The organism is Blattabacterium clevelandi (assembly GCF_003268615.1).
Taxonomy (GTDB): domain Bacteria; phylum Bacteroidota; class Bacteroidia; order Flavobacteriales; family Blattabacteriaceae; genus Blattabacterium; species Blattabacterium clevelandi.
Map to the genome: position 1 here is coordinate 141,564 of NZ_CP029844.1, position 25,126 is coordinate 166,689.

20 protein-coding genes and 3 tRNA genes are annotated in these 25,126 nt (G+C 25.3%); 15 read left to right on the forward strand and 8 right to left on the reverse strand.

From position 1 onward, the window contains the following. Positions 1 to 27 precede the first annotated feature (27 nt). A complete protein-coding gene (gene recG, locus DM817_RS00675) occupies positions 28 to 2,118 on the reverse strand; it encodes an ATP-dependent DNA helicase RecG (protein WP_113738156.1) in 2,091 nt (696 codons plus the stop codon). A 93-nt stretch (positions 2,119 to 2,211) separates the two neighbouring features. Between recG and DM817_RS00680 the strand changes: the two genes are divergently transcribed. From DM817_RS00680 to DM817_RS00700, 5 genes are all read left to right on the forward strand, one after another. After that, positions 2,212 to 2,286, forward strand: a tRNA-Val gene (locus DM817_RS00680). 46 nt (positions 2,287 to 2,332) lie between these two features. Further along, the gene (rpsU, locus tag DM817_RS00685; RefSeq protein WP_113738157.1) at positions 2,333 to 2,530 is read left to right on the forward strand and encodes a 30S ribosomal protein S21; all 198 of its coding nucleotides are present in this window, start codon (positions 2,333 to 2,335) and stop codon (positions 2,528 to 2,530) included. A gap of 4 nt (positions 2,531 to 2,534) precedes the next feature. Further along, positions 2,535 to 3,275 carry a shikimate dehydrogenase family protein gene (locus DM817_RS00690; protein WP_113738158.1) on the forward strand — a complete coding sequence of 247 codons (741 nt, stop codon included), beginning with the start codon at positions 2,535 to 2,537 and terminating at the stop codon, positions 3,273 to 3,275. 22 nt (positions 3,276 to 3,297) lie between these two features. Next, positions 3,298 to 4,326, forward strand: coding sequence for a bifunctional diaminohydroxyphosphoribosylaminopyrimidine deaminase/5-amino-6-(5-phosphoribosylamino)uracil reductase RibD (gene ribD, locus DM817_RS00695; RefSeq protein WP_113738159.1), 1,029 nt, complete (start codon positions 3,298 to 3,300; stop codon positions 4,324 to 4,326). Between the two features lie 82 nt (positions 4,327 to 4,408). Next, positions 4,409 to 4,720, forward strand: coding sequence for a 4Fe-4S dicluster domain-containing protein (locus tag DM817_RS00700; RefSeq protein WP_113738160.1), 312 nt, complete (start codon positions 4,409 to 4,411; stop codon positions 4,718 to 4,720). Positions 4,721 to 5,477: 757 nt separating this feature from the next. Here DM817_RS00700 and lpdA read toward each other — a convergent pair. The 3 genes from lpdA to rny all read right to left on the reverse strand — a co-directional run bounded on the left by lpdA (position 5,478) and on the right by rny (position 9,525). Beyond that, on the reverse strand, positions 5,478 to 6,899 hold the full coding sequence (gene lpdA / locus DM817_RS00705; protein WP_113738161.1) for a dihydrolipoyl dehydrogenase: 1,422 nt from the start codon (positions 6,897 to 6,899) through the stop codon (positions 5,478 to 5,480). Between the two features lie 67 nt (positions 6,900 to 6,966). Beyond that, the gene (locus tag DM817_RS00710; RefSeq protein ID WP_113738162.1) at positions 6,967 to 7,938 is read right to left on the reverse strand and encodes a deoxyhypusine synthase family protein; all 972 of its coding nucleotides are present in this window, start codon (positions 7,936 to 7,938) and stop codon (positions 6,967 to 6,969) included. A 15-nt stretch (positions 7,939 to 7,953) separates the two neighbouring features. Beyond that, entirely contained in the window at positions 7,954 to 9,525 is a 1,572-nt protein-coding gene (gene rny / locus DM817_RS00715) for a ribonuclease Y (RefSeq protein WP_113738163.1), read from the reverse strand. A gap of 256 nt (positions 9,526 to 9,781) precedes the next feature. Here rny and DM817_RS00720 point away from each other — a divergent pair, with 256 nt between their 5' ends. From DM817_RS00720 to rplS, 9 genes are all read left to right on the forward strand, one after another. Further along, entirely contained in the window at positions 9,782 to 10,966 is a 1,185-nt protein-coding gene (locus DM817_RS00720; RefSeq protein WP_113738164.1) for a cysteine desulfurase family protein, read from the forward strand. Between the two features lie 46 nt (positions 10,967 to 11,012). After that, entirely contained in the window at positions 11,013 to 11,651 is a 639-nt protein-coding gene (locus DM817_RS00725; protein ID WP_113738165.1) for a succinate dehydrogenase cytochrome b subunit, read from the forward strand. 16 nt (positions 11,652 to 11,667) lie between these two features. After that, positions 11,668 to 13,704: a fumarate reductase/succinate dehydrogenase flavoprotein subunit gene (locus DM817_RS00730; RefSeq protein WP_113738166.1), complete on the forward strand. Its 2,037-nt coding sequence runs from the start codon at positions 11,668 to 11,670 to the stop codon at positions 13,702 to 13,704. Positions 13,705 to 13,710: 6 nt separating this feature from the next. After that, entirely contained in the window at positions 13,711 to 14,469 is a 759-nt protein-coding gene (locus tag DM817_RS00735) for a succinate dehydrogenase/fumarate reductase iron-sulfur subunit (protein WP_113738167.1), read from the forward strand. 12 nt (positions 14,470 to 14,481) lie between these two features. Further along, positions 14,482 to 15,438 carry an acetyl-CoA carboxylase carboxyltransferase subunit alpha gene (locus tag DM817_RS00740; protein WP_113738168.1) on the forward strand — a complete coding sequence of 319 codons (957 nt, stop codon included), beginning with the start codon at positions 14,482 to 14,484 and terminating at the stop codon, positions 15,436 to 15,438. Positions 15,439 to 15,518: 80 nt separating this feature from the next. Then, a complete protein-coding gene (dnaB, locus tag DM817_RS00745; RefSeq protein ID WP_113738169.1) occupies positions 15,519 to 17,108 on the forward strand; it encodes a replicative DNA helicase in 1,590 nt (529 codons plus the stop codon). Positions 17,109 to 17,133: 25 nt separating this feature from the next. After that, positions 17,134 to 18,399, forward strand: a complete 1,266-nt coding sequence (locus tag DM817_RS00750; RefSeq protein WP_113738170.1) for an ABC transporter permease — start codon at positions 17,134 to 17,136, stop codon at positions 18,397 to 18,399. Positions 18,400 to 18,437: 38 nt separating this feature from the next. Next, positions 18,438 to 19,835, forward strand: a complete 1,398-nt coding sequence (gene glmM / locus DM817_RS00755; protein WP_113738171.1) for a phosphoglucosamine mutase — start codon at positions 18,438 to 18,440, stop codon at positions 19,833 to 19,835. Positions 19,836 to 19,847: 12 nt separating this feature from the next. After that, positions 19,848 to 20,186, forward strand: coding sequence for a 50S ribosomal protein L19 (rplS, locus tag DM817_RS00760; RefSeq protein ID WP_113738172.1), 339 nt, complete (start codon positions 19,848 to 19,850; stop codon positions 20,184 to 20,186). A gap of 90 nt (positions 20,187 to 20,276) precedes the next feature. On the opposite strand, the gene DM817_RS00765 is transcribed toward rplS, so the two are convergent. Continuing rightward, positions 20,277 to 20,558: a hypothetical protein gene (locus DM817_RS00765; RefSeq protein ID WP_113738173.1), complete on the reverse strand. Its 282-nt coding sequence runs from the start codon at positions 20,556 to 20,558 to the stop codon at positions 20,277 to 20,279. Between the two features lie 223 nt (positions 20,559 to 20,781). Here DM817_RS00765 and guaB point away from each other — a divergent pair, with 223 nt between their 5' ends. Further along, on the forward strand, positions 20,782 to 22,275 hold the full coding sequence (gene guaB, locus DM817_RS00770) for an IMP dehydrogenase (RefSeq protein WP_113738174.1): 1,494 nt from the start codon (positions 20,782 to 20,784) through the stop codon (positions 22,273 to 22,275). On the opposite strand, the gene DM817_RS00775 is transcribed toward guaB, so the two are convergent. From DM817_RS00775 to mutS, 3 genes are all read right to left on the reverse strand, one after another. Next, a tRNA-Leu gene (locus tag DM817_RS00775) sits at positions 22,257 to 22,341 on the reverse strand. The genes guaB and DM817_RS00775 overlap by 19 nt on opposite strands. Before the next feature lie 12 nt (positions 22,342 to 22,353). Continuing rightward, positions 22,354 to 22,426 (reverse strand) — tRNA-Gly (locus DM817_RS00780). Between the two features lie 57 nt (positions 22,427 to 22,483). Further along, a complete protein-coding gene (gene mutS, locus DM817_RS00785) occupies positions 22,484 to 25,063 on the reverse strand; it encodes a DNA mismatch repair protein MutS (protein ID WP_201260534.1) in 2,580 nt (859 codons plus the stop codon). Positions 25,064 to 25,126: the final 63 nt, after the last annotated feature.

Genomic DNA, 25,126 nt, shown 5'->3' on the forward strand with positions numbered 1-25,126 from the left:
TTTTAGATTTTTTTCAAATCAACTAAATTATTTTTTCCATAAGTATTTATTATAGTATTTATACACTCTATGAGTTAAAAAAACATTTTGTTTTTTGTGAAAAAAATTTTGAGCAATTGGAATAACTTCTTTCATTAATTTATAATCTTTTATAAGATTTGCAATTCGTAAACAACTTTTACCACTTTGTTTTGTACCTATTATTAAATCTCCGCTTCCTCGTAATTTAAGATCTTTTTTAGATATTTCTAACCCATCATTAGTCTGGCACATTACTTTTATTCTAAAGAGACTTTCAATGCTAATTTTTTCATTTGTCATAAGAAAACAATAACTTTGATATGGACCTCTACCAACTCTTCCTCTTAATTGATGTAATTGAGATAATCCAAAATAATCTGCATTTTCTATTAAAATAACTGAAGCATTAGGAACATCTACTCCTACTTCTATAACAGTAGTGGATACCATTATTTTATTTTTTCCACTTAAAAATCGATCCATTTGAATATTCTTTTCTTGATAATTCATTTTACCATGTAGAATTCCTATTTTATTTTCTAAATTTTGGAATTCTTTTTTTAATATTTTATAACCACTTATCAAATTTTGATATTCATTTTTTTTAGATTTTTCTATAGTAGGATATATGATGTATATTTGTCTTCCTTTTAAAATCTGATTTTTTATAATTTCAAATACTTGAGGTTTATTTTTATTCCAAAAATGAATAGTTTTTATTGGTTTTCTTTCTAAAGGTAATTCTTTGATAATGGAAATATTTAAATCATGATAAAGGGTCATTGATAAAGTTCTAGGAATAGGTGTAGCAGTCATAATCAAAATATGAGGTGGTTTTTTATTTTTTTCCAAAATTTTATCTCTTTGTTCTACACCAAAACGTTGTTGTTCATCAATTATTGCTAATCCCAGATTTTTAAAATGAACGGATTCTTGAATTAAAGCATGTGTCCCTATAAGAATAGATATTCTTCCTGTAAGAAGATCACGATATATAAATTTTCGTTTTTTCATAGATATAGAACTTGTTAATAAAGCTGTTCTAATTCCAATTAAAGAAACCATTTTATGAATAGAAAAATAATGTTGTATAGCTAAAACTTCAGTAGGAACCATTAAACAAGATTGATATCCATTATCCAATGCAATAAGCATAGATAATACAGCAATGATAGTTTTTCCACATCCTACATCTCCTTGTAATAGTCGATTCATTTGAATGGATTTTTTTAAGTCATTTCGTATTTCCTTAAAAACTTTTTTTTGATCTTCTGTTAAAGAAAATGGTAAAAAATGTTTGTAAAATTTGTAAAAGTTTTTTCCTAATTTAAAAAAAGGATAACTATATAAAAGTTTCGTATTTCTATTTTTTTTAGATAGTAGAGATAGTTTAAAAAAAAATAACTCTTCAAATTTTAAACGATATTGTGCTTGTAATAATTTTTCTAAAGATTTTGGAAAGTGGATTTGAATCAATGCTTCTCTTCTATGCATTAATTTTTTTTTCATAAAATCTTGAAAAAAAATTTCTTCTATATTATTTTTTGATTCTTCTATTATATTTTTCAATAAATTTATTATAAAAAAATTATTGATTCCATTTTGTTTTAGTTTTTTAGATATAGAGTATACAGGTAATATGGAAATTTTTTTTGTTAATAATTGAAATTTTTGAATATTTGGATGAATAATTTGAATTTTTTTTTGAAAAAATTTAATATTTCCATAAACTATTATAGGAATATTTTTTTTTAAATTTTTTTTAAAAAAATTTATTTTATGGTACCATACTAATTCAATAAAACCCGTTTTATTTTCTAAACGTGCTATTAATATATTTCCTTTTTTATTTTTATAGTTAATTTCTTCAATTTTTGTAATTTTTCCTATTATTTGTATGATACTTTCGTCTATTTTTTCTTTAAATTTGAATTTAGATATATCCTCTAATATAGGACAATTGACATATTTTTTTGGATAAAAAAAAAGAAAATCTTCATATGTATGAATATTTAATTCTACATTGAATAAATGTGCTTTTTTTAAGCTTAATCCTTTTAAATTTTCTATAGGTTTTTCTAATATATTATGTAACATTTTTTTTCATTTTTAATTAAGGAAAATAATCTATTCTCTTTCTTTTTATTACATAGCATCATACATAAATAAAAAATACTTAATTTTGTAAAAGGACATTTAGCTCAGTTGGTTTAGAGCACTACTTTGACAGAGTAGAGGGCGTCGGTTCAAATCCGATAGTGTCCACTATGATTTTTTTTATTTCAATTATTTTATTTTATGATTTTTTTATATGGTATTAATTACGACAGTTAGAGAAGGTGAATCTATTGATAAAGCCCTCAAAAAATGCAAAAAAAAATTTGATAAAACTCGTATTTTAAAGGAATTTAGAGAAAAACAACAATATATAAAACCTTCTGAAGGTAGAAGAAATGAAATATTACGAGCTATATATAGAGAGCGAATGAGATTAAAAAGAGAAGAATAAAAATATGATAATTTTTGGATTGATTGGAAAAGAAATTAGTTATTCTTTTTCAAAAAATTTTTTTCTAAAAAAATTTAAAAAGGAATCTATTATTCAGGCAACTTATGAAATATTCGATATTCCCAATATAGAGGAAGTTTTATCTATTTTTAATAATCCTTATTTAAAAGGATGCAATATTACTATTCCATATAAAAAAAGTATCATTTCTTTTATTACTGAATTAATGCCAGAAGCAAAAATTATTGGATCTGTAAATGTTATAAAAATTGATAAAAAAAAAAATCGTATTGGATACAATACAGATATTTTAGGTTTTGAATTATCCTTTAAAAAGGATATGAATCAATTATCCTATAAAAATCCAAAAGCGTTAATTTTAGGAACTGGTGGAGTTTCCAGTTCCATTTCATTTATTTTAAATAAATTAGGAATTGATCATAAATATGTTTCTAGAAAAAAGGATAAGGATTTTTTGATTTATGAAGAAATCAATCAAGATTTATTAGAAAATTATAAAATTATTATTAATTGTACTCCTTTAGGAACCTATCCAAAAATAAATTTATGTCCTTCTTTACCCTATGAATGGCTATCTTCTCATCATTATCTCTATGATTTAGTTTATAATCCACCTAAAACTTTATTTTTAAAAAAAGGAGAAGAAAAAGGAGCAATGATTCGAAATGGATTAGAAATGTTTCGTATTCAAGCTGAAGAATCTTGGAAAATATGGAATTCTTGATATCCATATTCAACTTTGATAAATGGAATATAAAAACATCTTTATGTATAGAGCTATTCAAATAGCTAAAAATGGATTAGGATCAACATCTCCTAATCCTATGGTCGGATGTGTTATAGAAAGAAATGGATTGATCCTTTCAGAAGGATGGCATTATAAAGTAGGCATGTATCATGCAGAAATAAATGCTATTAATCTTGTTAAAGATTTATCCTTGTTGGTAGATTCTACACTTTATGTAACATTAGAACCATGTGTTCATTTTGGAAAAACCCCACCTTGTGTTGATTTAATTATTAAAAATAGAATTCCTAGAGTTATAATAGGTACAAAAGATCCTTGTGATAAGGTAAATGGATTAGGAATAAAAAAATTAAGGAAATATGGAATAGAGGTAATAGAAAATGTATTAAAAGATGAATGTCGTTATTTAAATAAACGATTTTTTACTTTTTATGAAAAAAATAGACCTTATGTGATATTGAAATGGGCACAAAGTTATGACGGATTTATGGATAATTCAATAAAAAAAAGTTCATGGATTAGTGGTATCTATTCTAGACAATTGAGTCATAAATGGAGATCTGAAGAGGATAGTATTTTAGTTGGAAGAAAAACAGTGATCAATGATAACCCAAAATTAAATGTTAGAAAATGGTTTGGAAATAATCCTATTAGAATTGTACTGGATCGAAATTTAAGAATATCCGATTCTTATTTTGTTTTAGATAAAACAAAATACACCATTATTTTTACAGAAAAAAACAAAAAAAACCGTAAAAATACGGAATTTGTTCAGATCCCTTTTGATAAAAAAATCATAAAAAATATTTTGAATTATTTATACAAAAAAAAGATTATTTCTTTAATTGTAGAGGGTGGTAAAATGACTTTAGAAAGTTTTATAAAAGAAAAAGTTTGGGATGAATCTAGAATTTTTATCTGTAATGTTTTTTTAAAAAATGGATTAGAAGCACCTATAATAGGTGGAAAGATTTTTCAAAAAAAGTATATAGAAAAAGATAAATTAGTTGTTAAAATTCCATTTTAATTATATACCATTTCTATTCTATAAAAAATAAATTATGTATGAAAAAAATTTTGAAAATAATAAATAAAATTATTTAATTTAAATGTCTATAAAAATAACAGATGAATGTATAAATTGTGGAGCTTGCGAATTGGAATGCCCCAATCATGCAATATACGAAGGAGGAAAAAAGTGGAGAATATCAGATGGAACATCTCAAGAAATAACAAAATATAAAAATCCTAAAAAAAAAGATATTTATTTTATTGTATCAGAAAAATGTACAGAATGTGTTGGTTTTTATGAAGAACCTCAATGTGTAATTATTTGTCCAGTGAATTGTTGTATATTAGATAAAAATCATTTAGAATCTAAAGAAGATCTTCTTAAAAAAAAATTTTTTTTACATGGATAGAATACCTATAAAATACTAATGTAGAATTTATTGATCATTTTTGATCCTATTTATTCTAAAATAATCTATCCTCCTATATAGGAATAAAAAAAAATTGAAAGAAGTAAGAATAGATATATTAGGATCAATAATTCATTTATTTACATAAATAAAATAATAAAGTTAATTTTTCAGTAATTTTGAGATATTTTATATATATAAATTTTAGGATAAAAATAATAAGTAAATGATAATTTTTATTTTAAAATTTTATAAAAAAAATCAAAAATATGGTCTTTTTTTTCTGTTCCTAAAGGTATTTCTTACCCCTTTTTTCCTTTTTTCTTCATTAAAAAATATTTTTATAGAAGTTAATAATTTTTTTTAAAGAAAATTTTTTCCTTCTCCATTTTAGTGGATCTTTAATTGTTTGGGAAAAACAAGAGGTATTTTATTTATTACTTAACTCTATTTTAATTGACAGGACAGGATGGGGACCTAGATTTCATCAAAAATAAAAAATAGAGGATGGTAAATATTTACGGATCAAATAATCCGTATAATTTTCAATAAAAATATTAAATATTTTTTTTTTATTATGGTTGGAATATGAAAAAAAAAAGATTCTATAATTCATTATTATTCCAATAATCATTATATTTTAAAAATTTTTCATTCATCTCCAATTTATGAAAAAATAAATAGGATTTATTTTGGATCAAAAATTTTTTTAAAAGCTAATTAATTTTTGAGTAAAAAAGGAAAAAAAATATGATAATTACATATGTATTGAATTATTTTCAAAACTCAATAATGCCGCTTCTTTGATAGATTCACTAAAAGTTGGATGAGGATGACATATTCGATAAATATCCTCTGAAGAAGAATGGAATTCCATTGCAACAGTTGCTTCCATAATCATATCTGTAACATGTTCACCGATCATATGAACTCCTAGGATTTCATCCGTTTTTTTATGGGATAAAATTTTGATAAATCCTGATGTACACCCGCTTGCTCGTGCTATTCCTAATGATTTCATTGGAAAAATTCCTATATTATATTCTATTCCTTCTTCTTTTATTTTTTTTTCTGTTTTTCCAACGCTGGAAACTTCAGGATAAGTATAAATGACGGAAGGTACCAAATTATAGTTTATTTTATTTGGTTTTTGTCCAGATATGTGTTCTGCTACATATAATCCTTCTTCCTCTGCTTTATGTGCTAACATTTTTCCTCCTATTACATCTCCTATAGCATAAATATTATTTATAGAGCTTTGTAAAAAATCATTAACAAGGATAAATCCATTTTTATCTTTTTTTATACCTATATTATCTAATCGAAGATATTTAGTATTGGGAGATCTTCCTATTGATAGGAGACAATAATCTCCTATATATTTCATATCTTTTCCATTATTTTTTTTAACATGAACCGATATTTCTTTAGTATCTTCTAATATTTCTATATTGTTTATTAATAAGGATTTTTCTATTTGAATAGAAGATTTTTCCAAAATTTTTTGAATTTCTTTACTTAAAGAATGATCCATATTTGATATAATGTTATCCATAGTTTCAAGAATAGTCACTCGACTTCCTAATCTATGATAAATAGAACCTAATTCTAATCCAATAACACCTCCTCCTATGACTATTAATCTTTTTGGTATTTCCTTTAGAGAAAGGGCTTCTGTAGAGGAAATAATTCTTTTTTGTATATCAAAATTTAATGTAGGGAGACAGGTGGGTTTAGATCCTGTTGCTATAATACAATATTGAAATTTTATTTTTGTTATTTCTTTTAAATATTTTTTATCTATGATAGATAAACGATGATTTGTTTGAAACGATGCTATTCCTTGATATAAATCAATTTTATTTTTTTTCATTAAATATTTAACTCCTTCATTTGTTTTTTTGACTATATCGTTTTTTCTTTTCATCATTTTTTCGAAATCTAAGGATAATTTTTCGTAGGAAATTCCATGTAGATAGTGTTCTTTTTTTGCAAAAAGAAAATATTTAGAAGAATATAAAAGAGATTTAGAAGGAATGCAACCTACATTTAAACATGTTCCACCTAATTCTTGATGTTTTTCTATAATAGCCGTACGAAGACCAAGTTGACTTGAACGAATAGCAGATACATAACCTCCTGGTCCAGATCCTATAACAATAACATCGTAATTATTCATTATGAACTTTTTTATTTATGTAACTAACTAAGTTACATAAATAAAAAAGTTAACAGGTTAATATAAATTACATATTTAATATATATGCAAAAATTAATGGAGCAACAATAGTTGCGTCTGATTCAATAATAAATTTAGGAGTATCTTTATCTAATTTACCCCAAGTTATTTTTTCGTTAGGAATGGCTCCTGAATAGGATCCATAACTAGTTGTAGAATCAGAAATTTGACAAAAATAGGACCAAAAAGGAGTATTTTTTAATCCTATATCTTGGGATAGCATCGGGACCACGCAAATAGGAAAATCTCCAGAAATTCCTCCTCCTATTTGGAAAAATCCTATTTTATTTTTTATAGATTCTTTTTGATACCATTTTGCTAAATAAATCATGTATTCAACTCCATTTTTTACGATAAATGGAGAAAATAATTTTTTCATACAATATGAAGAGAAAAGGTTTCCTATTGTACTATCTTCCCATCCTGGAACTACTATAGGTATATTTTTTTTCGCTGCAGCTAAAACCCAACTATCTTGTGAATTAATATTGTAATAGGGTTCTAAAATATTTTCTAGTAATAATTGATAAATATATTCATGGGGAAAATAGCGTTCGGACTTTTCTTGAGCTCTTTTCCAAATATTGAAAATAGGTTTTTGTAATATTTTAAAAGCTTTTTCTTCTGGAATACAAGTATCCGTAATACGGTTAAATCCTTTTTGTAAAAAAGATTTTTCTTCATCAGGAGTTAAATCCCTATAATTAAAAATTTTTTTATAATATGTATGAGCTATTAAATTCATTATATCTTCCTCTAAATTAGCACCAGTACAAGAAATAATATGAACTTTATCTTTTCGTATCATTTCAGATAAAATTTTACCTAATTCTGCCGTACTCATAGCTCCCGCTAATGTTATCATCATTTTACCATTATTTTTAATATGATATTTGTAGGCTTTTGCTGCTTCTGATAAAGATAGTGCATTAAAATGAAGAAAATATTTTTCAATAAATGAAGTAATAGTCTCTTTCATGATTTTTATTATATTTTATCTGGCTATTTGTACAGCTCTAGTTTCTCGGATAACTGTTACTTTTATTTGACCAGGATAAGTCATTTCTTTTTTTATTTTTTCTGTTATATCATAAGATAATTGAAAAGCTTTTTTATCATCTATTTTTTTGCTTTCTACTAAAACACGTAGTTCTCTACCTGCTTGTACAGCGTAAGCCTTATTAACTCCATAAAAACTGAAAGCGATATTTTCCAAGTTTTTTAATCTTTTTGAATAAGATTCAAAAGAATTTTTTCTTACTCCAGGACGTGCTCCACTAATTGAATCGGATACCTGTACAATGGTAGAAATGAGTGTATTCATTTCTATTTCATCATGATGAGATCCTATAGCGTTACAAATTTCTACATTTTCTCCATACTTTTCAGCCCATTGCATTCCTAAAATCGCATGAGGAAGTTCAGATTCAGTTTCAGGTACTTTTCCAATATCGTGTAATAATCCTGCACGTTTTGCCAATTTTGCATTTAATCCTAATTCAGAAGCTAATATTCCTGATAGATGAGAAACTTCTCGAGAATGTTGTAAAAGATTTTGTCCATAAGAAGAACGGTATTTCATTCTTCCTATCATTCTAATTAATTCTGGATGTATAGAATGAATTCCTAAATCAATTATATTTTTTTTTCCTATTTCTATGATTTCTTCTTCAATTTGTTTTTCTGTTTTTGATACAATTTCTTCAATTCTGGCAGGATGGATACGCCCATCGATTACCAATTTATGAAGAGCTAATCTAGCTACTTCTCTTCGTATAGGATTAAAACAAGATAACAGAATAGCTTCTGGAGTATCATCTACAATAATTTCTACACCTGTTGCCTTTTCTAAGGATCTTATATTTCTTCCTTCTCGTCCAATAATACGTCCTTTTACATCATCTGATTCTATATTGAAAATAGATACAGAATTTTCAACGGCTTGTTCTGTTCCAATTCTTTGGATCGCTTGAATTATAATTTTTCTTGCTTCGATTTTAGCAGTTAGTTGTGATTCTTCTATAATGTTTTGTATATGTGATTGTGCTTTTACTTTGGCTTCTTCTTTAAATATATCAATTAATTCATTTTTAGCTTCTTCAGAAGAATATTTGGATATTTTCTCAAGTAATTCTACTTGTTTCATATGAATATTGTTAAATTCTTCCTGTTTTTTTTGAATAATTTGAATTTTTTTTTCATAATCAAGAATTTTGGATTCTAGACGATTATTTCTTTTAAAATAAATTTCAATTTCTTTTGAAAGTCTATTTTCTTTTTCTTTTGTTTGATTTTCTATATCAATTATTTTTTTTTCTCTAAAATGAATATTTTTTTCATATTTAGATTGAAGTTCTATAAATTTTTCTCTTGCTTGAATAATTTTATTTTTTTTTATAGAATTTCCTTCCTTTTCTGCATTTTTTATAATTTTTTTTGCTTTAATATTAGCTTTTTCTAATAATTGAATATATTTTTTTAATATTGTTTTTTTTCCAAAAAAAAAACATGTAATAATTCCAATCATGAACCCCATTAAAACCGAAAAACCAACATTTATTTTCATATTTACTTAATTTAAATAAAAATAAAATAGATATTTTAATAACATTTTTAAAACAAAAAGGAATAAATAATAAGTATAATCTATAAAATCTTATAATCAATACTTTAATTTGGATGAATCATAAATATATCAATGAAGTATTTATTTTAAATATTTTTACGTAGTTATTCTCATAGAATCAACTATATTATAAACTATATATTTTGATAATCTTATATTTGTAACTAACTATCTATAAATAAAAGAAAAAGAATTAATGAAACGAGCATATTTGGATAATGCAGCCACAACACCTGTAAGAAACGAAGTTATACAAGTTATGGTTAATGCTTTAAAATATTCATTTGGTAATCCCTCTTCTACACAACATAGTTATGGAAGAGCAGCTCGTTCTATCATAGAAGAATCTAGAATTCGTATAGCCAAAAATATAAAATCTTCTCCATATGAAATCATTTTTACTTCTGGGGGGACGGAGGCTAATAACATCATTTTGAGATCTGCTGTCATGGATTTAAAAGTTCAATATATATTGACTTCCCCATTAGAACATCATTCCGTATTACAAACTGTTTCAGATCTATGTTGTAAATATAAAGTTTTTGTAGAACTTGTTAAAATTAAAGATAGAGGAGTTATAGATTTAAATCATTTGGAAATTCTATTAAAAAAAAATCATTCTAAAAAAATTCTGGTTAGTTTAATGTATGCTAATAACGAAATAGGAAATTTATTAGAAATAGATAAAGTGGGGACTCTTTGTAAAGAAAATAACGCTTATTTTCATTCCGATACAATTCAAATTATTGGTAAATTTCCAATTAATATGAATCAATTACCTTTTGATTTTGCCACTGCTAGTGCACATAAATTTTATGGACCAAAAGGAATAGGTTTTATTTTTGTTAGGGAAAAATTAATCAAAAAAATAAAATCATTAATGACAGGGGGAAATCAAGAATATGGAATTCGTTCAGGAACAGAAAATGTTTATGGAATTATTGGATTATCGGAAGCTTTACATTTATCTTATTGTAATTTTATAAATCATATAGAAAAAATTAAAAATTTAAAATCTTATTGTATTTCAGAATTGAAAAAAATAATTCCTAATATTATTTTTAATGGTTTATCAGATTCTTTTGATAAAAGTATTCCTACTATATTGAATTTTTTTTATCCAAAAAAAGATCATTTATTATATTTTCATTTAGATTTAATGGGAATAGCTATTTCTAAGGGTAGTTCTTGTAGTTCTAGAACCTTAAAAAAGGTATCTCATGTTATTCAATCGATTTCAAATAAATATTTATTAAAAAATATGACTCCTATCAGGATTTCTTTTGGAATTTTTAATGAAAAAAAAGATATTGATTTGTTAATCGAAGCTTTCAATAAAATAAAAAATATAGAAACAAAATTTTTTCTTAAAAAAAGGTAAAAAAGAAATATCTTTGTTTTAATATTCATATATTTTCCCTATTTCAGTGAATCAGTATAATTTTATTCAATCTTCTATTGGTAAAAAAGTAGTGATGGCTACTACTGGAATCTTTCTTATGTCATTTCTTTTGATTCATTTAAGTGTAAACCTTTTTCTTTTTTACGGAGAAGAGGCATTTAATAATGCCGTTTTTTTTATGAGAAAAAATATTTTTGTACGAATATTAGAATATGTTCTTGCATTGGGTTTCATAGTCCATATTTTATTTGGAATAAAATTACATTTGAAAAATGAAAAATCAAAAGGTCAAGTAGATTATTCCTTAAAAAAATCTGTTATTACATTTAGTAGTAGAACAATGATTTATACTGGATTTCTCATATTATGTTTTTTAATTTTGCATTTAATGAATTTTACAATTCCCATGAAATATAATAGTAGTACTAATTCGGATTATATTATAGTAATTACCTTATTTAAAAATCCACTATATACATTCATATATGTTTTTTCATTTTTAGTTTTAGGTATTCATTTAAATCATGGATTTCAGTCTTCTTTTCAATCATTGGGTTTTTATAAAAAAAAGAAATTTTTTTGGATAAAAAAGTTAGGTTTTTTTTATTTTTTGTTTGTTTGTTCTGGATTTTCTATTATAGCTATTTGGTTTTTTTTTCAATAGTAATTAATAATTTTCAATGATCATTAAAAATTATTTGAAATTAGATTCAAAAATTCCGATTGGTCCATTAAATCATAAATGGATTAATCATAAATCTTCTTTAAAATTAGTTTCACCTAGTAATCGATCTAATATAGAGATTATTGTTGTTGGAACGGGTCTTTCTGGTGGGTCTGTAGCGGCTACTTTAGCTGAATTAGGATATCAAGTAAAAGTTTTTTGTTATCAAGATTCTCCTAGAAGAGCGCACTCTGTTGCAGCTCAAGGTGGTATTAATGCTGCTAAAAATTATAAAGGAGACAATGATTCTGTCTATCAACTTTTTTATGATACTATTAAAGGAGGAGATTATAGATCTCGTGAAGCAAATGTTTATCGTTTAGCGGAAATATCTTCTAATATCATTGATCAATGTGTAGCTCAAGGAGTTCCATTTGCTCGAGATTATGCTGGGTATCTTGAAAATAGATCTTTTGGGGGGACAAAAGTTTCTAGAACTTTTTATGCTAAAGGACAAACAGGACAACAACTTTTACTAGCTTGTTATTCAGCTATGTCTAGACAAATAGGAAAAGGTAGAATAAAAATGTATAACCGTTATGAAATGTTGGAATTAGTAGTAATTGATGGTATAGCTAGAGGTATTATTTCTAGAAATTTGGTATCTGGAGAAATTGAACGTTACGCAGCTCATGCAGTGATCATTGCATCAGGAGGATATGGAAATGTATTTTTTTTATCCACTAATGCAATGGGATCTAATTCCAGTGCAATATGGAAAGTTCATAAAAAAGGTGGTTTTTTTGCAAATCCTTGTTTTACTCAAATCCATCCAACTTGTATTCCTGCACATGCAAATTATCAATCTAAATTAACATTAATGTCCGAATCATTGAGAAATGATGGACGTATATGGGTACCTAAAAATATAGAAGATGCTATATCTATACGAAATGGGGAAAAATATCCTGAAAATATTTTAGAAGAAAAAAGGGATTATTATCTAGAAAGACGTTATCCATCATTTGGGAATCTTGTTCCAAGAGATGTAGCATCTCGTGCTGCTAAAGAACGTTGTGATAAAGGATTTGGAATAGAAAATAATGAAAATAAAGAAGGTGTTTTTTTGGATTTTTCTTCTTCTATAGAACGATATGGAATAGAAAAAGCAAATGAACTTGGAATAAAAAATCCTAGTTTAATGGAAATTAAAAGATTTGGAGAAGAAGTCATAGAATCTAAATATGGAAATTTATTTCATATGTATGAAAAAATAACAGATAAAAATCCTTATAAAAATCCCATGAAAATTTATCCAGCTGTTCATTATACAATGGGGGGGTTATGGGTAGATTATAATTTAATGTCTTCTATACCTGGATGTTATGTTATAGGAGAGGCAAATTTTTCTGATCATGGAGCTAATCGCCTTGGAGCATCTGCTTTAATGCAAGGTTTAGCTGATGGTTATTTTATTTTACCATATACTATAGCTGACTATTTATCTACATATATACATAATAAAAAAGAGTTATCTACAAATCATGTAGAATTTGATAAATCAGAAAAAAAGGTCAAAAAAAGAATTTTACAATTAATTTCTAATAATGGAGATTTATCTGTTGATTTTTTTCATAGAAAACTAGGAAATATTATGTGGAAATATGTTGGAATGAGTAGAGATAATAATGGTTTATCTAAAGCTATAAAAAAAATACAAGAACTTCGTGATGAATTTTGGAAAAATATTTTTGTTCCTGGAAATATTGAAGATGGATTTAATTCAGAATTAGAAAAAGCGGGTCGTGTGGCAGATTTTTTAGAATTAGGAGAATTAATAGCAATGGATGCTCTCTATAGAAAAGAGTCTTGTGGGAGTCATTTTCGTATAGAAAATCAAACAAAAGAAGGAGAATCTCTTCGTGATGATATTCATTATAAACATGTTTCTATATGGAAATATCAAGAAAATAAATCAATTTCCGAAGAAATGATGTATAAAGAAAACTTAACTTTTAGTTTTGTTAAATTGCAATCACGTTCTTATAAATAAAAAATTATGAAAGAATTATTAAATTTTATATTAAAAATATGGAGACAAAAAAATAATGAAGAAAAGGGAAAATTTGAAACTTATAGAATTGATGATATTTCTCCTGATAGTTCATTTTTAGAGATGTTAGATCTATTAAATAATCAAATTTTATATAATAGAACGGGTGGTGAACCTATTTCCTTTGATCATGATTGTCGTGAAGGTATTTGTGGAATGTGTTCTTTGTATATCAATGGACGTGCACATGGTCCAGAAAGTTTGATTACAACTTGTCAACTTCATATGCGTCATTTTCATAATGGAGAAACTATATATATTGAGCCTTGGAGGGCAAAATCATTTCCTATAATTAAGGATCTCGTTGTCGATAGATCTTCTTTTGATAGAATCATTATATCAGGAGGTTACATTTCTGTAAATACGTTTGGAAAAACTATAGATGGAAATATGATTCCTATTCCAAAAGAATATGCAGATCAAGCTTTTGATGCAGGAACATGTATTGGTTGTGGAGCCTGTGTTGCAGCATGTAAAAATAGATCTGCAATGCTTTTTGTTTCAGCAAAAGTTTCTCAATTTTCTTTATTACCTCAAGGAAAAATAGAAAGAAAAAAACGTGTATTAAATATGGTTAAGAAAATGGATGAAGAAGGATTTGGAAATTGTACTAATACTAAGGCATGTGAAATTGATTGTCCAAAAGGGATTTCTACAGAATATATTTCTTTTATGAATAAGGAATATATTCAATCTTTTATTTGATTTTAATTTTATATGGAATATTTAGATTTTGAAAAACCTATACAAGAAATTAAGGATCAATATATTAATTGTATTCTTATAGAAGAAAAAAGTGGTGTTGATATGAAGGGAGTCTGTAATCAATTACAATCTAAATTAGAAAAAACTATTAAGAAATTATACAGTCAATTAACTCCTTGGCAGAGAGTACAATTATCTAGACATCCGAATAGACCTTATACATTGGATTATATATTTTCTATTACAAAGAATGAGTCTTTTATTGAATTACATGGAGATCGTTATTTTGGAGATGATAAAGCTATGATAGGTGGATTTGGGAAGATAGAAGATATAACTTTTATGTTTATAGGAACTCAAAAAGGAAAAAATACTAAAGATAGACAATATAGGAGGTTTGGAATGCCTAATCCAGAAGGATATAGAAAAGCTTTACGTCTTATGAAATTAGCAGAAAAATTTCGTAAACCTATTGTTATTTTTATAGATACGCCAGGAGCTTTTCCTGGAATAGAAGCAGAACAAAGAGGTCAAGGTGAAGCTATTGGAAGAAATATTTATGAAATGATGTGTATGAAAGTTCCTATAATTATTTTAATTATAGGAGAAGGAGCGAGTGGTGGTGCTTTAGGAATTGGAATAGGAGATAAAGTATCTATGATGGAAAATTCTTGGTATTCCGTAATTTCTCCTGAAAGTTGTTCTACAATACTTTGGGGGGATTGGAAAGAAAAAGAAAAATCAGCAGAGGCATTAAAATTAACGGCAGAGGATATGCAAAAATTAAATTTTATAGATGATGTTATTAAAGAACCTTTAGGAGGTGCACATTTTAATCCAGAACAGGCCTATAAAATAGTTAAAAAAAAAATAATAAAATACTATAAAGAATTATCTTCTATTGATATAGAAAAACTCATTAGTGATAGGAAAAATAAGTATATTGCTATAGGTTGTTTTAATGATTAAAGAATTTTTTATAGTCCATTTTTTTCTTGTATTTCTCTTCAAATCATTATATAGAAAATCGTATAACATTTTTTACCATCATGAAAAAAATGAATTCTCTAATACAAGAGGAAGATAAAAAGTTTCGTTCTGATTTCATTAAAAATGGAAAAATACCTCCTCAAGCTTTGGATTTAGAAGAGGCCATAATAGGTTCTATTATGATCGATAAAAAAGGTTTAGATGAAATTATTGATATTCTATTTCCTGAAGTTTTTTATAAAAAAGAACATCAAGAAATATTTCGTTCTATACAAAAGTTATACCATAATTCTAAACCAATAGATATTTATACAGTTTCTAATCAACTTAAAGAAGATAGAAATCTTGAATTAATTGGAAACGAATCTTATCTTATAGAATTAACACAAAAAGTTATTTCTTCTGCACATATAGAATATCATAGTCGTATTGTACAACAAAAATTTCTTTTAAGAAGATTAATCCGAATTTCTTCAGATATCATAGAAAATTGTTATGATGATAGTACAGATGTTTTTGAACTTTTGGATAAAGCAGAATCAAAATTATTTGAAATAAATCAAAAATATTTAAGAGAAAAAACATATGAGAATACTCAAATTCTTATAATGAAGGCTCTTGATAAAATCAAGAAAGTTGAAAGTAATAAAGAAGGATTAAGTGGAATTTCTTCTGGTTTTTATAAAATGGATCAAATTACTTCTGGATGGCAAAATTCAGATTTAATTATAGTTGCTTCTAGACCTGGAATGGGAAAAACTTCTTTTATGTTATCTATGGTTAGAAATATTGTTATAAAACAAGGAATTCCTGTTGTTATTTTTTCATTAGAAATGTCTTCTATTCAATTAATTACAAGATTAATTTCATCAGAAACTGGTATTTCTTCAGAAAAACTTAAAAAAGCTTGTCTCTCTAATTTAGATTGGAAATCTATTTTACAAAAAACTGATAAATTAAAAGAATCTCCTCTTTTTATAGATGATACTCCTTCTTTATCCGTATTCAGTTTGAGAGCTAAATGTCGTCGTTTAATATCACAGCATGGAATCAAATTAGTAATGATAGATTATATGCAATTGATGGGTATTAGTGATTCTGGTTCTAAATTAAGAAATAGAGAACAAGAAATATCTATAATTTCTCGGAATTTAAAATCTATAGCTAAGGAATTAGATATTCCTATTATTGCTTTATCACAATTATCTAGGGCAGTAGAAACAAGAGGTGGAAGTAAACGTCCCTTATTATCTGATTTACGTGAATCAGGAGCTATTGAACAAGATGCAGATATTGTTTTGTTTATTTATAGACCTGAATATTATGGATTTAATACTTGGGACTCAGATGAAAAGGATTCTTGTATTGGTCAAGCAGAAATAATCATTGCTAAACATAGAAATGGAGGATTGAATAAGTTTCGTTTGAAGTTTATAAGTGATCAAGTAAAATTTATAGATTTTGAAGAAAAGGGGATATCTTCTTCTTTAGTTTGGGAAGAAGATTATAAAAAACTTGATAAAGAAAGTTTTTTTATTGAAACTATGAATGAAAATAATAATTTTTTTTCAGAAGAATATTCTCAAGATGAGGATTATTTGAATTATCATAAAAATTATTTAAAAGATGAAGATAATTTTTCTTTTTAAGAAGTATATTAGAATTTATGATTAATTGAATTTTGAATGGTTTTTTTCCAAAAAAACAATTTGGAAAGATTGTAGAAAAAGTAAAATATTACGTACCATAGTTTTGGTTACACAAAATACAATATGTTTTGGTATAATTGTATCCATTATCACTTTTTCTATAGGATTTGGATTTAAAGAAGTTATAAAAAAAAAATTATTAAATATTCAAGGGCAAATTACTATTACGAATTTAAATACAAAGAATTCTATTATTAGAAATAAATCTTTAAAAAAAGATTTATTTCTTTTTAAATTTATTCGTCGTATTAATTATTTTTCTGAAAAAGATGTCATTATTTGTGATAATAAATATCAAAATGTTGAAAAATTTATATTCAAAGGGATATCTAAAGATTATAATCCTATTTTTTTTCAAAATTTTTTGGTTATAGGTTCTTTGAGAAAAGTAAAAAAAAAATTATTTTATGATTATGGAATTCTTTTATCAAAAAAAGTATCTATTTCTTTAGGATTAAATATTGGATCATCTATGATAGTAAACTTTTTTTTTTCAAAAAATGGAAATCCTTTTTTTATTTCTAAAAAATTTTATGTTTGCGGTTTATATGATACGAGTATTCCAGAATTTGATGATGTTTATATCATTGGAAATATCAAACATATACAGTATTTTAAGAATAGTAGTAATGTAAATAATAATCGAAATGAAGATTTTTTAGAAGGAGTTGAAATTTTTGTATCTGATATAAGTTTTGATAAAATAATATCTATTAAAAAAAAAATTAATCAAAAATATTCTGATAATTTTTTAGTAAAAACTATTTATGATCAATCTTATGAAAAAATTATAGAATGGATAAAAATTTTTGATATTAATATTTTTGTTATTAATATGATCGTCATTATAACTGTTTTTTTCAATGTGATTGTATTTTTTTTAATTCTTATTATAGAAAGAATGAAAACTATAGGAATTTTAAAGACTTTAGGAGCTAGAAATCAAGTTATACATAAAATATTTTTATATTACATTATACAAATTTTAGTCCCACCATTAATAATAGGGAATAGTATAGGAATTACTTTTTTATTTTTGCAAAATAAATTTCGGTTTTTATCGTTAAATAAAATACAATATTATGTTGATTTCGTCCCTGTTTATTTGAATATAAATCATATTTTACTTATTAATTTATCCATTTTTTTGATATGTTTTTCTACCGTATTTTTTTCTTCTTGGTTTATTATTCATAAAATCCCTCCTATTAATTCTATAGAATTTGAGTAAATATTGTATTTTTATACAATAAAAAATTCAATTAGTTTTTGATACTCGTAAAATCTTCATCTGGAATAAGAGGAACATTGGGAGGAAAAGTAGGGAAAGGCTTTTCTCCTATAGAAATTATTAAATTTTCTGCAGGATATGTTGCTTGGATGAAAAAAAAATATAAGAATAAAAATAAGTACCTAATAGTATTAGGTAGGGATGGTCGGACTACTTCTTCTATATTTCAACAATTTTTAGTGATTACTTTTCAAAGTCTTGGGGTAAATGTGATTGATATTGGATTATCTACAACTCCTACTGTTGGTATCGCTGTTATCAATGAAAAAGCAGATGGAGGAGTTATGTTAACTGCAAGTCATAATCCCAAAAATTGGAATGGATTAAAAATGTTTAATTCTCAAGGAGAATTTTTATCTGAAAAAGATCTTGAAAAATTATTCTATATAGTAGAAAAAGAATATTTTAGATTTGCATCTTTTGATCAATTAGGTTATTATTTCTATAGAAAAAATTATATCCATAAACATATAGAAATCATTCTTTCTTTACCATTGGTAGATAAAGAGATAATTAAAAAATCTAGATTTAAAATAGTAGTAGATGGAATTAATTCTACAGGAGGGATAGCTGTTCCTATTTTATTAGAAAAATATTTTGGAGTTCAAGTCATTAAAATGCATTGTATTCCTCATGGAGATTTCATTCATAATCCTGAACCTATTGAAAAAAATTTAAAATCAGTTTGTAAAAAAGTTTCAGAAGTAAAAGCAGATTTAGGAATATCTGTCGATCCCGATGTAGATAGAGTTGTATTTATTTGTGAAAATGGAGATTTTTTTGGAGAGGAATATACTTTAGTATCTATTTCGGATTACATATTAGATAATAAAATCGGATCTGTAGTTTCTACTTTTTCCTCTTCACAGGCATTAAAAGATTTATCTATAAATAAAGGAGTTACTTATTATGCTACTTCTGTTGGAGAAATACATGTTGTTAAAAAAATGAAAGAAGTGAAAGCCGTTATTGGAGGAGAAGGGAATGGAGGAATTATTTATCCAGATTTACGTTATGGAAGAGATGCATTAGTAGGTATTGCTTTATTTTTAACTTATATAGCAAAACTTTCTAAAATCCCGTTAACAAAATTAAAAAAAAGGTATTCTAATTATTTTATGTCAAAAAAAAAAATTCGATTATCTCCTAATCAAAAAATTGTAAAAATATTAGAAAATATAAAAAAAATATATCAAGGAGAAAAAATGGATTTAAAAGATGGAATTAAAATTCATTTTTTAAATCACGAATGGATTCATATAAGGAAATCTAATACTGAAAATATTATTCGAATACATATAGAAAGTCCTTCAAAAAAAAGAATGAATTTTTTAGAAAAAAAAATTCTATATGAAGTCAAAAAAAATTATGATTAATTAAAATAATATATGTCAAATAATTTTATAGAAAATATAGAAGATCAATGGATCAAAAAAAATGATTTACCTTTATTTAATTCTGGAGATACTATCAGTGTTTTTTTTGAAATTAAAGAAGGAGAAAAAAAAAGAATTCAATCCTTTAAAGGAGTTGTTATTAAAAAACAAGGAAAAGGATTGACGAAAACCTTTACTGTTCGTAAAATGAGTGGAGAAATAGGAATTGAACGTATATTTATTTTTAATCAACCAAGTATCAAAAAAATAGAAATTAATAAAAAAGGAAAAGTACGTAGATCCAAAATCTATTATTTTAGATTTTTGAGAGGTAAAAAAGCTAGAGTTTAGTAAATAAAAAAAAGCGAAAAAAAGAGAATCATAAATTATATTTTAATTTATGATTCTCTTTCGCTTTTTTTTTCACTATCACTATTTATTTTATTTTTTTTCGTTTTCCTCTGTATTTACCTTATCTTTTTCTTTATTATTGTTGTTATTTGAAGTAGATTCCTCATTTTTAGAGGACTCCTCTTCATTAGGTGGTGTAGAAGGAGGAGTTGTAGTCGTATTTGTTTGATTTTCATTGTTAGTATTAGCTGTTTTTTCTTCTTCTGTTGTTGGAGAAGGATTATCGTTTTTAGATTTATTATTACAACTACATGTAAATAAAAATATAGCTAAAAAAATTGTGGTAATGGTAATTCTTAATTTTTTCATCATAATCAATAGTATTTCAGTTATAACATATTCTGGACAAATTTATATAAAAATTTGGAATGAAAAAATATATCATTATTTGTATTTTTTTTATAAAAATGAATAATTGAATATCAACATCCATCATATTATTTCTTTTTTTATTTGAATATAAGAATATTAGAAATTATATTATTTCTATAAATAAAGTAAAAATATATATATTTTGAAAAAAAACTAAAAAATTATGCCTTTAAATAAAAAAATCTTAAAGGAAGCTTTGACTTTTGATGATGTATTATTAGTTCCATCATATTCTTCAATTCTTCCATCCCAAGTATCTCTTCAGACTACTTTAACCTTGGATATTACACTCAATATTCCTATATTAAGTGCTGCTATGGATACAGTTACAGAATCTTCTTTGGCTATATCGATAGCTCGAGAAGGTGGAATAGGAATTATTCATAAAAATATGAATATAAAAAATCAATCAGAGGAGGTTTATAGAGTAAAAAGAAGTGAAAGTGGAATGATAGATGATCCAATTACTCTTTCTAGAAATTCAACACTTCGTGATGCACAAAATCTCATGAATCAATATCATATTTCTGGATTACCAGTGATTGAAAAAGATTTTACTTTAGTTGGTATTATAACTAGTAGAGATATCAAATATCGTATAGATTTAGATTCTTTAGTAGAAGATGTAATGACAAAAGAAAATTTGATTACTTCCAAAAAAAATATAAATCTAGAAGAAGCAAAGAATATTCTTTTAAAAGAAAGAATAGAAAAACTTCCTATTATAGATGATTTTAAAAAATTAGTCGGATTAATTACAATTAGAGATATAGATAATTTAATAGAATATCCAAATGCATGTAAAGACTCTAAAGGACGTTTACGTGTAGGGGCGGCTGTTGGAATAGATAAAAATACTTTAGAAAGAGTGGAATCCTTAGTAAAGTTTGATGTAGATCTTATATCTATAGATTCTGCTCATGGTCATTCTATTAGTGTATTGAAAACGATAAAATCTATTCGAACCTATTTTCCAAATATTCCATTAATAGCTGGAAATGTAGTTACTATGAAAGCAGCAAAAGATTTGATAGATGCTGGATCTACTATTTTAAAAGTAGGAATAGGATCCGGTTCTATTTGTACTACAAGGGTAGTAGCTGGTGTAGGTATGCCTCAAATTACTGCTATAAATGATGTCTATGAATATGCTAAAACAAGAAATATAAATGTTATATCTGATGGTGGGATCAGATATTCAGGAGATGTAGTAAAAGCGATTGCAGCTGGAGCAAGTTCTGTAATGATTGGTAGTTTATTTGCAGGTACAGATGAAGCTCCCGGAGAGGAAATTATTTTTCAAGGTAGAAAGTTTAAAACATATGTAGGTATGGGATCTTTAGTAGCTATGAAAAAAGGGAGTAGAGATCGTTATTTTCAGTTTGAAGAAAAGTATGTTCCAGAAGGAATAGAAGCAAAAGTTCCCTATAAAGGAAAAATGAAAGATGTTATTTTTCAAATATGTGGAGGATTACGTTCTGGAATGGGTTATTGTGGAGTATCGACAATTAAAGAATTAATGAAAATGGGTAAATTTGTAAGAATAACCAATTCTGGATTAAAAGAAAATCATCCACATAGCGTAAGTATAACGAAAGAATCCCCTAATTATTGGAAATATAGTGGAGTTTATAATAATACCCGGGACGGGATTTGAACCCGTACGATCACAATGATCACAGGATTTTAAGTCCTGTGTGTCTACCAATTCCACCACCCAGGTGTAGAAAAAAAAAGCGAGAAACGGGACTCGAACCCGCGACTCCGACCTTGGCAAGGTCGTACTCTACCAACTGAGCTATTCTCGCGAATTCGAAAATAATGTTAAAAAGGAAAAACGTAATAATATATGTCAAAATTTTTATTTATTCAATAAATTTTTCATTTTTTTTATTTTTGTGAAAACCTATTTTTATAGAAAAATAATTTTTAAAAAAATTCATTATTTTTTTTAATCTAAGAAAGGATTTTTTTTTGGATAAAAAATTATTTTTCATTTTTCTTTTTTCTAAAAATTTTTTTTTATTCAAAATTTTTAATATTTCCTTTGCTCTATGAATAATTTCTATAGGAATTCCTGAAATTTTTGCTACGTAAATACCGTAACTGTGCTCACTTGCCCCCTCAATCATTTTTCGCATAAAAATAATATTTTCATAAATTTTTTTTACAGATATATGATAATTTTGAATTCTTTTCAAAAAAGAACTTATTTTATTTAATTCATGATAATGAGTTGCAAATAAGGTAAGAGGTCTAAAAGGGCTTTCATGTAAAAATTCAATAATAGACCAAGCGATAGATATTCCATCATAAGTACTTGTCCCTCGTCCAATTTCATCTAAAATTAGAAAACTTCTTTTAGAAAAATTGTTTAATATATTTGCCATTTCATTCATTTCTACCATGAAAGTAGATTCTCCTAAAGAAATATTATCGGATGCTCCTACTCTACTAAATATTTTATCTACTAATCCTATTTCTGCATGTTGAGCAGGAACAAAACTACCTATATGGGCCATTAATATAATAATAGCAGTTTGACGAAGAATGGCTGATTTTCCTGACATATTTGGCCCCGTTATTATAATAATTTGTTGATCTTTCTTATTTAAAATTACATCATTGGGGATATATGATGTTTTTGAAATAAACTGCCTTTCAATAACTGGATGCCTTCCTTTTTTTATACATAATCTAAACGAATGATTTATTTCTGGTTTTACATAATGATTTTCTAATGCAGAAAGTGAAAAGGAACATAAGACATCCAATTCTGCAATTATTTTTGCATTTTTTTGTAAAGGTATTATATATTTTAAAATTTGATTAATTAGATCATGAAAAATATCTTTTTCGAGAGAAAGTATTTTTTGTTCAGAATTTAAAATTTGTAACTCATAATTTTTTAATTCTTCAGTTGTGTATCTTTCAGAATTAGTTAATGTTTGTTTTCGGATCCAATGAGATGGTATGTTGTATTTTTTTTTTTTAACTTCTAAAAAATATCCAAAAATATTGTTATATCCAATTTTTAAATTATGAATTCCTGTATTTAATTTTTCACTATTACATAGTTTTTCCAAGTGTTCTTTTTTGGAAAAATATAAATTACGAATTTTATCTAATTCTTTAGAAACTCCTTTTGCTATTACATTTCCTTTTTCTATATGATATGGTGTATTCGGATCTATTGTATGCAGAATTTTTTTGGATATTATATTGCAATTTTGAAATGAATTTCCAATTTCTAAAAAAGTTTTATATTTTTTATTTGAAAAAATTTTTTTTTGGATTTGAACTATAGCTGTTAAAGATTGATGTAATATAATTACTTCATGTGGAGAAATTTTTCCAATAGTCATTTTAGAAATTATTCGTTCTATATCATAAATTTCTTTAAGTTTTTTTTGAATAAATGAACGAATAGAAATATTCGAAAAAAAAAATTCTACTATTTTATAACGTTTTTGTATATGAATAATATTTGTTAAAGGAAAATGTATCCAATGTTTTAATAATCTACCTCCCATAGGAGTTATAGTTTTGTCCATAATCTCAATTAAGGATACCCCTTTTTTATCTAAACAACGAAATATTTCCAAATTTCTAAATGTAAAATCATCAATCCACATATGTTCTTCTTTTTTTATTCTTTTTATATTAGAAATATGTTTTATTTTATAATGTTGAGTATCGTATAAATAGTTTAATATAACACCGGAAGCAGTAATACCCAGTTTTAAATTATCTATTCCAAAACCTTTTAAAGAGTTTGTTTTAAAATGAGATATCAATTTTTCATATGAAAATGAATAATTGAACATCCAATCTTCTATTAAAAAAGTATAATATTTGTCTTTTAGAAATTTTTCAAAAAAATTTTTTTCTTTTTTCTGAAAAATAACTTCACTTGGATTAAAATGTTCTAAATATTGTAATATACTTTCTTTATTATCTTCCGCTATAAAAAAATCTCCTGTAGAAACATCTAAAAAACTTACACCTAATTTTTTTTTTTCTATATGGATAGAAGCTAAAAAATTATTGGATTTAGTTTGTAATATATTTTCGTCTATCGATATTCCTGGTGTAACTAATTCTATAACTCCTCTTTTTACAATATTTTTTCCTTTTTTTGGTATTTCTAATTGATCACAAATAGCTACACGATATCCAGATCGTATTAATTTCGGTAAATAAACATTTAAAGAGTGATAAGGAAACCCGGCTAAATGAATAGAATGTTTTTTTTTACTAGATCTATTAGTTAAAACAATATCTAATATTTTAGAACATTTTATAGCATCTTCTCCAAAAGTTTCATAGAAATCTCCTACTTGAAATAGCAATATCGCATCTGGATATTTAGATTTTATATCATTATATTGCTTAATTAATGGAGTTCTTTCTTGCTTTATTAAAGTATTTTGATCTTTATTCATACCTAATTAGGATTTAAAAATAAAGTAGGGTATTTTTTTATAATATAAAAAGTTTAATTAAGG

Excerpts from the sequence above, each read along its gene's own strand:
- recG (WP_113738156.1), bottom strand. The coding sequence starts at position 2,118 with ATGTTACATAATATATTAGAAAAACCTATAGAAAATTTAAAAGGATTA.
- rpsU (WP_113738157.1), top strand. The coding sequence starts at position 2,333 with ATGGTATTAATTACGACAGTTAGAGAAGGTGAATCTATTGATAAAGCC.
- DM817_RS00690 (WP_113738158.1), top strand. The coding sequence starts at position 2,535 with ATGATAATTTTTGGATTGATTGGAAAAGAAATTAGTTATTCTTTTTCA.
- ribD (WP_113738159.1), top strand. The coding sequence starts at position 3,298 with ATGGAATATAAAAACATCTTTATGTATAGAGCTATTCAAATAGCTAAA.
- DM817_RS00700 (WP_113738160.1), top strand. The coding sequence starts at position 4,409 with ATGTCTATAAAAATAACAGATGAATGTATAAATTGTGGAGCTTGCGAA.
- lpdA (WP_113738161.1), bottom strand. The coding sequence starts at position 6,899 with ATGAATAATTACGATGTTATTGTTATAGGATCTGGACCAGGAGGTTAT.
- DM817_RS00710 (WP_113738162.1), bottom strand. The coding sequence starts at position 7,938 with ATGAAAGAGACTATTACTTCATTTATTGAAAAATATTTTCTTCATTTT.
- rny (WP_113738163.1), bottom strand. The coding sequence starts at position 9,525 with ATGAAAATAAATGTTGGTTTTTCGGTTTTAATGGGGTTCATGATTGGA.
- DM817_RS00720 (WP_113738164.1), top strand. The coding sequence starts at position 9,782 with ATGAAACGAGCATATTTGGATAATGCAGCCACAACACCTGTAAGAAAC.
- DM817_RS00730 (WP_113738166.1), top strand. The coding sequence starts at position 11,668 with ATGATCATTAAAAATTATTTGAAATTAGATTCAAAAATTCCGATTGGT.
- DM817_RS00735 (WP_113738167.1), top strand. The coding sequence starts at position 13,711 with ATGAAAGAATTATTAAATTTTATATTAAAAATATGGAGACAAAAAAAT.
- DM817_RS00740 (WP_113738168.1), top strand. The coding sequence starts at position 14,482 with ATGGAATATTTAGATTTTGAAAAACCTATACAAGAAATTAAGGATCAA.
- dnaB (WP_113738169.1), top strand. The coding sequence starts at position 15,519 with ATGAAAAAAATGAATTCTCTAATACAAGAGGAAGATAAAAAGTTTCGT.
- rplS (WP_113738172.1), top strand. The coding sequence starts at position 19,848 with ATGTCAAATAATTTTATAGAAAATATAGAAGATCAATGGATCAAAAAA.
- DM817_RS00765 (WP_113738173.1), bottom strand. The coding sequence starts at position 20,558 with ATGATGAAAAAATTAAGAATTACCATTACCACAATTTTTTTAGCTATA.
- guaB (WP_113738174.1), top strand. The coding sequence starts at position 20,782 with ATGCCTTTAAATAAAAAAATCTTAAAGGAAGCTTTGACTTTTGATGAT.
- mutS (WP_201260534.1), bottom strand. The coding sequence starts at position 25,063 with ATGAATAAAGATCAAAATACTTTAATAAAGCAAGAAAGAACTCCATTA.